The sequence below is a fragment of the Vibrio sp. HI00D65 genome (genome assembly GCF_001635455.1).
Taxonomy (GTDB): domain Bacteria; phylum Pseudomonadota; class Gammaproteobacteria; order Enterobacterales; family Vibrionaceae; genus Vibrio.
The window spans coordinates 1-396 of the sequence record NZ_LWEH01000126.1 but is presented as its reverse complement, the minus strand read 5'-3'; the positions used below and the strand labels follow the sequence as shown (position 1 = coordinate 396).

The following is a 396-nucleotide window of genomic DNA, read 5'->3' as shown; positions in this document are numbered from 1 at the left end:
TTCCGTTCTTGGAATTAAACTCACCTTTATCTCCTGATTGATCAAGTACTATCAAGTATTAACGATTAAAGAACTACTTAGATAAACGAAAGCATTAAAATTCGTCAACAGTCTCATTGTTAATTTTATTACTTGCTTCAAAGATAGGCTAGGAGAGCAAAAACATATGGATTTTAAGAAACACTCAACGGCGTTACTCATTTCATCTCTATTGACCCCTTTTATCTCAGTAACTGCCGTTGCTGACACATTGCCTGCGGGAACTACTCTGGCAAAGCAGCAACACTTAGTGCGCGCTAATGATGCGGAAGCGGCGACACTAGACCCTGCAAAGGCTGAGGGCCTACCGGAAATGCACATTCTACGTGACCTATTTGAAGGCTTAGTGATTCAAGA

At 40.9% G+C, this 396-nt stretch carries 1 pseudogene; it reads left to right on the top strand.

Annotated elements, in window-relative coordinates:
• Window positions 1-166: 166 nt before the first annotated feature.
• A pseudogene (locus A3712_RS11360) lies at window positions 167-396 on the top strand (oligopeptide ABC transporter substrate-binding protein OppA); the annotation flags it as partial.